Raw genomic sequence first — 7934 nt, forward strand, 5'->3', positions numbered from 1 at the left:
TGCTTTTCGTGTCTCGAGAGACGCACCTTTTAAGCGGGATTCTATCCCATAGAGCTTCTGGATTTTAGCCAGCGCTTGGCATAGAACGTTGAGGGGTTAAGTTCATTGAGCTTACAAGACGCGAGTGTCGACAGTGAACTCGATTCAGATTGTTCGATAAGCATTCTCCATTCTTGATTGGTGCGTCGTTTTCCCATTTCAAATCTCCTCATGGTTGGAGACTTGATCTTATTCTTCGTGCTATGTGATTAGAATACAGGGTTTATGGCGCGTGTATGGATAAAACAAAGGGAAGAAAAAAATGTCGTGGCATAGTCGGAGGGGGGCTATGCCACGGGTGCCAATGACACCTTCGCTTGCTGCCTGAGTAATATGGCAAGCCATATCACCTCTGGTATTTCACTAAAGAGAAGGAGTTTCTCTTCAAGTGAGATAACTATACGTTGAGTGACTTTTTTTACTTATAAAATTAACGACAGATGCCTATGAAAAATCCGACATAATCTTAAGTGTTTGATTTTATTTGGTTTAACATTGTGTGGTTGATTTTTTAATAGTGATGTAGTTCTCGTTTTGTTTTGGAAATAACGTTTTTAACGTCGCCGTTTTTAACGAAAGTGACGGGTGCGTATTTTCGAAAACTTTGATTTCACACAATAGAATCAAGGGTATGTATGTGTATTCTACAGTTAATAACAATCTTTCTCATTATCAATCACGAATTGGGTATTTATGAAACTCTCACAACTCGACCAAGGAAAAGCGGCTTCTATTGTTGCACTTACAGGTTTAACGCCCGAAGTTAGAAAAAAACTTATGGTGATGGGTATGTTGCCAAAAACCGAGGTGACGCTTATCCGCCGCGCACCGATGGGGGATCCGATTCAAGTTGAGGTGAGAGGGGTTTCTATCGCCATTCGTGAAAGCATTGCTGAGCAAATCGAGGTTGTCTAAATGGATTATCAAGTTCTTACCGTAGGTAACCCGAATAGTGGTAAAACAACACTGTTTAACGCACTGACAGGTGCCAAGCAGCACGTGGGTAACTGGGTTGGGGTAACCGTAGAAAAGAAAACGGGTTTATACTCGCACGCTGGCGATCAGTTCCAGTTAACGGATTTACCGGGCATCTATGCCTTAGACAGCGGTAATGATGCCAACAGTATCGATGAGTCCATCGCCTCGCGCGCTGTTTTGACTCACCCAGCTGATGTTATTATCAATGTTGTCGATGCCAGCTGCCTAGAACGAAGCTTATACATGACATTGCAGCTACGTGAATTGGGTCGCCCAATGATTGTGGTATTGAACAAAATGGACGTATTAAAGCGCGAACGTCAGGTGGTTAACCTTAAAGTGCTAGAGAAAGAGCTCGGTTGTCCCGTAATGAGCTTATCTGCGCATGATAAAGGGCAAGTGGCTCGTTTTAAAGAGCGTCTGCATAAGCTTCTGGTTCAAGGTGTGAGCCTTGATCCTATTTCCATCGATTATGACGCAGCCCTAGAAGCGCTTATTCCCTCGGTAGCGTCGCAATTTGATGATGCCCATGTTTCTGAACGAGCGTTGGCAATTCGAGCACTCGAAAATGATTACTTAGTGTTAAATGGTTTGGCTCCGCAAACTCGCTCTCAAATTGACAATGTGCGTCTTGGTGCTGAATTTGATATCGATCTTGCTGTCGCTGATGCAAAATATTCGTTTTTGCATGACCTTTGTAAACGTGTTCGTCGCAGTGAGGGCAAACTAAGCCGCAATTTCACAGAAAAAGCGGACCAATTTATTTTGAATAAATGGGTCGGCATCCCTTTCTTCTTCGTTGTCATGTACTTAATGTTTATGTTCTCTATCAATATCGGCAGTGCGTTTATCGACTTCTTTGATATTAGTGTTGGGGCCATATTAGTTGATGGTGGACACCACTTACTCGATGGTCATTTACCAGTTTGGTTAGTCACGATACTTGCCGATGGTATTGGCGGTGGTATTCAAACGGTGGCGACCTTTATTCCGGTTATTGCAGCACTTTATCTCTTCTTAGCGGTACTAGAAAGTTCGGGTTACATGGCTCGAGCGGCATTTGTGCTTGATAAAGTGATGCAAAAGATTGGTCTGCCGGGCAAAGCATTTGTACCGTTAGTTCTTGGTTTTGGCTGTAACGTACCGTCAATCATGGCTACTCGTACTCTTGACCAGGAGCGTGAGCGTAAGCTAGCTGCCTCTATGGCGCCATTCATGTCATGTGGTGCGCGTTTACCTGTCTATGCATTGTTCGCAGCAGCCTTCTTCCCAGGCGCAGGGCAAAACGTGGTATTTGCATTGTACATTTTGGGTATAGCCGCTTCTGTTTTTACGGGGCTATTTCTTAAGAGCACTCTCTACCCTGGTAGCAGTGATAGCTTAGTCATGGAAATGCCGGATTACGAGTTGCCGACTATGCAAAACGTGATGCTGAAAACGTGGCAGAAGCTGAAGCGTTTTGTACTGGGGGCAGGTAAAACCATCGTGATGGTTGTAGCGGTTCTTAGCTTCCTTAATTCGTTAGGTACCGACGGAAGCTTTGGCAACGAAGACAGTCATAACTCGGTATTGTCTAAGGCTGCTCAAGTTGTTACTCCAGTCTTCCAACCTATCGGTATTACAGAAGATAACTGGCCAGCAACGGTGGGTATCATTACCGGTATTTTCGCTAAAGAAGCGGTTGTAGGTACGTTAAATAGCTTGTACGCGACACCTTCAGACGAAGAAGCGGCTGAGTTTGACTTAGCAGCAAGTTTGCAAGATGCGGTGATGACGATCCCTGAAAACCTAGCGGGGTTGAGCTATTCAGATCCATTGGGTGTTGACGTTGGTGACTTGTCTGACTCTAACTCTGTGGCTGCTGACCAAGAAGTCGATACCTCTATCTTTGGTAATTTGAAAGACAAGTTTGTATCTGGTCACGCTGCATTTGCTTACTTGATTTTTATTCTGCTTTATACGCCTTGTGTTGCGGCTATCGGTGCTTATGTTCGTGAGTTCGGCAAGGCATTTGCACGCTTTATTGCGGTGTGGACAATGGCGCTTGGTTACTTCGGCGCAACCTTCTACTATCAGGCAGCCAATTTTGCTGCTCATCCAGCGACGAGTGCTGTGTGGATGGTCGCTATCGCTGGTGGGTTTGTGGTGACGTATCGTGTCTTTAAGAAACTCGGTAATAAACAAAAAGAACTCGAGGTGCAAGTTGTATGATCTTAACTGAACTTCATCGATACATTGATAGTCATGGCATGGCGGCGCGCAAGGAACTGGCGTCTAAGTTTGGCATCAGCGAAGACGGCGTCGATGCGATGTTGAGTGTATGGGTTAAGAAAGGGAAAATATCTCGCTTGGTCGATACCAACCAACATGGTCACACTACGCGTATTCGTTACACCATCAGCAAGCAAGATGGTTTGTCGCTTAACGTGATGATGTAGTTCAAGTCTTAATATTTTCGTTGAAAAAGGCGAGATTAGAAAATAGAAAGCCGCTTGTCTAAGATGAGCGGCTTTTTATTATGTATCTTTTCTTAAGAGTTTTGCTTTAAGCTCAACGAAACCAATTCGAATTATGCTTTCTTGAAGATAGAACTCAGTGATAGAACATTTTGAATGCGAGTATGAATGGCGGCTTGCTCTTGTTCAGTGCGCTGTTCGCCTTTGGTGTTCCCCCATACTGGGCCGGGCCAAGCGATGTCATCTTTAAAGCGTGCAATATGGTGGATGTGCAGTTGTGGCACCATGTTACCTAGCGCACCTAGGTTGAGCTTATCCGGTTGGAAGGTTGCTTCTAGCGCTTGGCTGACCGCTTGAGATTCTAGCAATAACTGTTGCTGCTCTTTCATTGGTAAATGATGCAGCTCTTTGAGGTTAGCCCGCTTGGGCACCAAGATAACCCAAGGCACAGCACTGTCTTTGCTGAGTAGCGCAAGGCTCAGTGGGAATTCGCCAATAACGGTGGTGTCTTTGGCTAATTGTGGGTGAAGTTCAAAGCTCATTGTTGTCTTCCCATTGATAGTGTTTGAATCAGTATACGTCAGATAAAACAAAAGGTTGACGCTTTCACGCCAACCTTTCTAATTATCTCGAATCTCGAATCTCGAATCTCGAATCTCGAATCTCGAATCTCGAATCGCTTACATGCGCTCTAGAGTGTCGATACCTAGAAGAGATAGACCTTGCTTGATTGTCTTCGCTGTTAGTGCAGCAAGCTTGAGACGGCTCTGCTTAACAGCTTCGTCTTCAGCCACTAGGATAGGGCACGCTTCGTAAAAGCTAGAGAATTGACCCGCTAGTTCGAATAGGTAGCTACACATGATGTGTGGTTGACCTTCACGAGCAACAGACTGTACCGCTTCTTCAAATTGTAGAAGTTTCGCGATAAGCGCTTTCTCTTTCTCTTCAGTGATTTTGATTTCACCTTCAAGAGAGTCCATAGAGACGCCTGCTTTAGCGAATACAGAAGCAACACGAGTGTACGCGTACTGCATGTACGGTGCTGTATTACCTTCGAACGCAAGCATGTTGTCCCAATCGAACACGTAGTCAGTAGTACGGTGCTTAGAAAGGTCTGCGTACTTAACCGCTGCCATTGCAACCGTGTTCGCGATCGCTTTCTTCTCGTCTTCTGCTAGTTCTGGGTTCTTAGATTCGATCAGCTGTGCTGCACGAACTTCTGCTTCATCAAGAAGATCTGCAAGACGAACCGTACCACCTGCACGTGTCTTGAATGGCTTACCATCTTTACCTAGCATCATGCCGAACGCGTGGTGCTCAAGAGAAACAGATTCTGGGATGTAACCTGCTTTACGAACGATAGTCCAAGCTTGCATTAGGTGCTGGTGTTGACGTGAGTCGATGAAGTAAAGAACGCGGTCTGCACCTAGCTCTTCAAAACGGTATTTTGCACAAGCGATATCCGTGGTTGTGTAAAGGAAGCCGCCGTCACGTTTCTGGATGATAACGCCCATAGGGTCGCCATCTTTGTTTTTGTATTCGTCTAGGAAGACCACCTGTGCGCCGTCATCTTCTTTCGCAAGACCTTGCTCTTTTAGGTCGGCAACGATAGTCGGTAGCATGTTGTTGTACATGCTTTCGCCCATTACGTCATCACGTGTTAGCGACACGTTTAGACGATCGTAGTTGCGTTGGTTTTGAATCATTGTTACGTCAACAAGCTTCTTCCACATCTCTGCACAGAACTCGTCGCCGCTTTGCAGTTTAACAACGTAGCCACGTGCTTTAACTGCGAACTCTTCGTCTTCATCGTAAAGCTTTTTAGACTCACGGTAGAAGCCTTCAAGGTCAGCAAGCTCCATTGAAACTTCGCCAGACTCAGCCTGAACGCGCTCAAGGTTTGCGATAAGCATACCGAATTGAGTACCCCAGTCACCGATGTGGTTAGCACGGATAACGTTGTGGCCTAGGAATTCAAGAGTACGAACAACCGCGTCACCAATGATCGTTGAACGTAGGTGACCAACGTGCATCTCTTTCGCAACGTTTGGCGCAGAGTAATCTGCCACAATGGTTTGGGTTTCTGCGACTGCAACACCAAGGCGAGAATCTGCCAGTGCTGCGTCTGCTTGTTGTGCTAGGAAAGCTTCATCTAGGAAGATGTTTAGGAAACCTGGACCAGCGATTTCAACTTTAGAAGCGATACCGTCTAGGTTTAGAACGTCCAATACTTTTTGAGCAAATTCTCGTGGGTTAGTGCCTAGTCGTTTAGCAACACCCATCACGCCGTTTGCTTGGTAGTCACCAAATTGTGGTTTTGCTGATTGGCGAACAGCAGCCGGAGAGCCTGCAGGTGCGCCAGCGGCTTCTAGAGCCTGAGATACTTTGTCATTAATAAGTGCTTGGATATTCACACGCGTTTCCTTCAATTCAAGGATGATGAGAGTGGTCGTTATTTCGTCGTCATACACGGCCAGTTATGTTGCCAGCGAATGACTTAATGATGAAATGAACAACAGACTCTGTTTAAGTTCACAAAAATGGCGGTAATCATACCAATTTTGTGAGGTTTCTTATAGGTCGAATTGATAGAAAATAAACATTTCATGAGGGGTTTTTGTATAAGCAGTGCTTGTTGCAGCAAGTAAAACTGATAACATGCCCTCATTATATGGACAACATAGACAATGATGATGAGCCTCAAACAAGCCGAACTCGAACCACAACAAATGATTGCGCGCCTTGATAGCTTCATGGCGAAAATTGACACCCTAGGAAATACATTGGGTTTGGATTTAAGCTTTGCTCAAGCGGATCATATTGCGCTTAGGATTAATGACACTGAGCTTGCGAAGTCCGCGCATCAGGCATGGTCAGAATACGGTTCTACGATCTCACAAGCGATGATTAATGGTCGGCCAATTGTAGTGTTGGCTTTTGATGAACCTTTGCAAAGTCTTGGTTGGAAGATTGAGTGCTTAGAGCTGCCGTATCCAGCAGAGGGCAAGATGTATCCAAGCCAAGACTGGGAACATGTTGAGTTTGTGATCCCTTCTCACGCGCAAACGGCGGATGAATATCTCGCGGATCTTAAAGCGACATATCCCCAGTTTGCCGCGAAGTTTGACAATTTGGCGGAGCAAGGGATTACAACTAAGCTCTCTAGCCCGAAAGGTGAGGGCGAGCGTTTGAACAACCCGACGCTGGCTTTTAAGCATCAAGGGGTCTGTATTAAGTTACACCCACATTCGCTTAAGCGTATTGTGGAATCGGAACGGGCGTAATTTGAGTCTGACAATCAGATACTAAAAACGCGCAATGGTTTACCCTATTGCGCGTTTTTATTTCTGATTGGAAATCGACCCCAATATTCGACTTACAGAATCACCGTCTTGTTACCGTAAACAAACACGTGATCGTTAACCACCTTGTTTAGGGCTTTACTCAGTACATTTTTTTCGACATCACGCCCGGCTTGTGCCATGTCTTTGGCGCTGAAGTTGTGATCTACGGGGATAACATCTTGCTTAATGATTGGCCCCTCATCGAGGTCGTTAGTGACGAAGTGCGCCGTTGCGCCAATGATTTTCACGCCGCGTTCGTAAGCTTGCTGATAAGGTTTAGCACCAATGAATGCAGGCAAGAAGCTGTGGTGAATGTTGATTATCTTATGGTTGTACTTTTCAACAAATCCAGGGGTAAGTACTCGCATGTACTTCGCTAGAACGAGATAGTCGGCTTGGTACTGATCAATCACTTCCAGCATTTTTTGCTCATGCTCTTCACGATTTAGCCCGACATGAGACACATGGTGGTAAGGGATATCAAAACGCTCGGTGAGGCTTTGTAGCGTATCATAGTTACCTACCACCGCCGCGATCTCGACATCTAAGCTACCATCGAAATTCTTCATCAGAATATCACCCAAGCAGTGCGCCTCTTTGGTGACCAGTACCACAACTCGTTTGCGAGAAGAGCCGACTAGCTCACGCTTTGCGTTGTCTGGCAGAGCTTGATCTAGATCGGCAAGAAAGGTTTCGTCATTGAAATACCCCTCAAGCTCGGTGCGCATAAAAAAGTGACCACTGGTGTTATCGACGAACTCATTGTTGTGCACAATATTGAGTTGGTGTTTGTAACAAATGTTGGTGATTTTTGAGATGAGGCCTGGGGCATCAGTACAATGTGTGAGTAATGTTTTTCTTTCCATTTGCATCTTATTTCCATGAAATTCTTTTAGTATTCAAATTAAATGCAGTCCGTCGAACGGTGAACTGAGCCGCAATATCCCCGTTATAATTAATCTATTATCAACTTGGTTTCAACAAATTCTGCTGTTCATTTATCGCATTGATATATTGTTTGATATGGAAATATCCAGTTCCTATACCCGTACTCATTGAAGGTGCTTGATTTTTAGTAAAATCAGGATCATGCTACGAACTATGATAATTACACTGA

At 45.0% G+C, this 7934-nt stretch carries 7 protein-coding genes and 1 pseudogene; 4 read left to right on the plus strand and 4 right to left on the minus strand.

Annotated features, from left to right (window positions below):
- Positions 1–71 precede the first annotated feature (71 nt).
- Positions 72–197, minus strand: a pseudogene (locus tag Q1A70_RS17930) (IS66 family insertion sequence element accessory protein TnpB); the annotation flags it as partial.
- 535 nt (positions 198–732) lie between these two features.
- On the opposite strand from Q1A70_RS17930, the gene Q1A70_RS17935 reads away from it, so the two are divergent.
- The 3 genes from Q1A70_RS17935 to Q1A70_RS17945 are packed head-to-tail and all read left to right on the plus strand — an operon-like array spanning position 733 to position 3455.
- Positions 733–954, plus strand: a complete 222-nt coding sequence (locus tag Q1A70_RS17935) for a FeoA family protein (RefSeq protein WP_299694835.1) — start codon at positions 733–735, stop codon at positions 952–954.
- Positions 955–3228, plus strand: coding sequence for a Fe(2+) transporter permease subunit FeoB (feoB, locus tag Q1A70_RS17940; RefSeq protein ID WP_299694838.1), 2274 nt, complete (start codon positions 955–957; stop codon positions 3226–3228).
- Entirely contained in the window at positions 3225–3455 is a 231-nt protein-coding gene (locus Q1A70_RS17945; RefSeq protein WP_299694841.1) for a FeoC-like transcriptional regulator, read from the plus strand. Before feoB ends, Q1A70_RS17945 begins: the two co-directional genes overlap by 4 nt.
- Positions 3456–3586: 131 nt before the next feature.
- Here the strand turns inward: Q1A70_RS17945 and Q1A70_RS17950 are convergent, their stop codons facing one another.
- Both Q1A70_RS17950 and argS read right to left on the minus strand, forming a co-directional pair.
- Entirely contained in the window at positions 3587–4015 is a 429-nt protein-coding gene (locus tag Q1A70_RS17950) for an HIT domain-containing protein (RefSeq protein ID WP_299694844.1), read from the minus strand.
- A gap of 138 nt (positions 4016–4153) precedes the next feature.
- Complete coding sequence (argS, locus tag Q1A70_RS17955; protein ID WP_299694847.1) at positions 4154–5887, minus strand: arginine--tRNA ligase; 1734 nt, start codon at positions 5885–5887, stop codon at positions 4154–4156.
- A 273-nt stretch (positions 5888–6160) separates the two neighbouring features.
- Here argS and Q1A70_RS17960 point away from each other — a divergent pair, with 273 nt between their 5' ends.
- Positions 6161–6757: a VOC family protein gene (locus Q1A70_RS17960; RefSeq protein ID WP_299694850.1), complete on the plus strand. Its 597-nt coding sequence runs from the start codon at positions 6161–6163 to the stop codon at positions 6755–6757.
- A 92-nt stretch (positions 6758–6849) separates the two neighbouring features.
- Here Q1A70_RS17960 and purU read toward each other — a convergent pair whose 3' ends face one another.
- Positions 6850–7683, minus strand: a complete 834-nt coding sequence (gene purU, locus Q1A70_RS17965; protein WP_299694853.1) for a formyltetrahydrofolate deformylase — start codon at positions 7681–7683, stop codon at positions 6850–6852.
- Positions 7684–7934: the final 251 nt, after the last annotated feature.

This window comes from uncultured Vibrio sp., from assembly GCF_947488985.1.
In the GTDB taxonomy this organism is placed as follows: domain Bacteria; phylum Pseudomonadota; class Gammaproteobacteria; order Enterobacterales; family Vibrionaceae; genus Vibrio.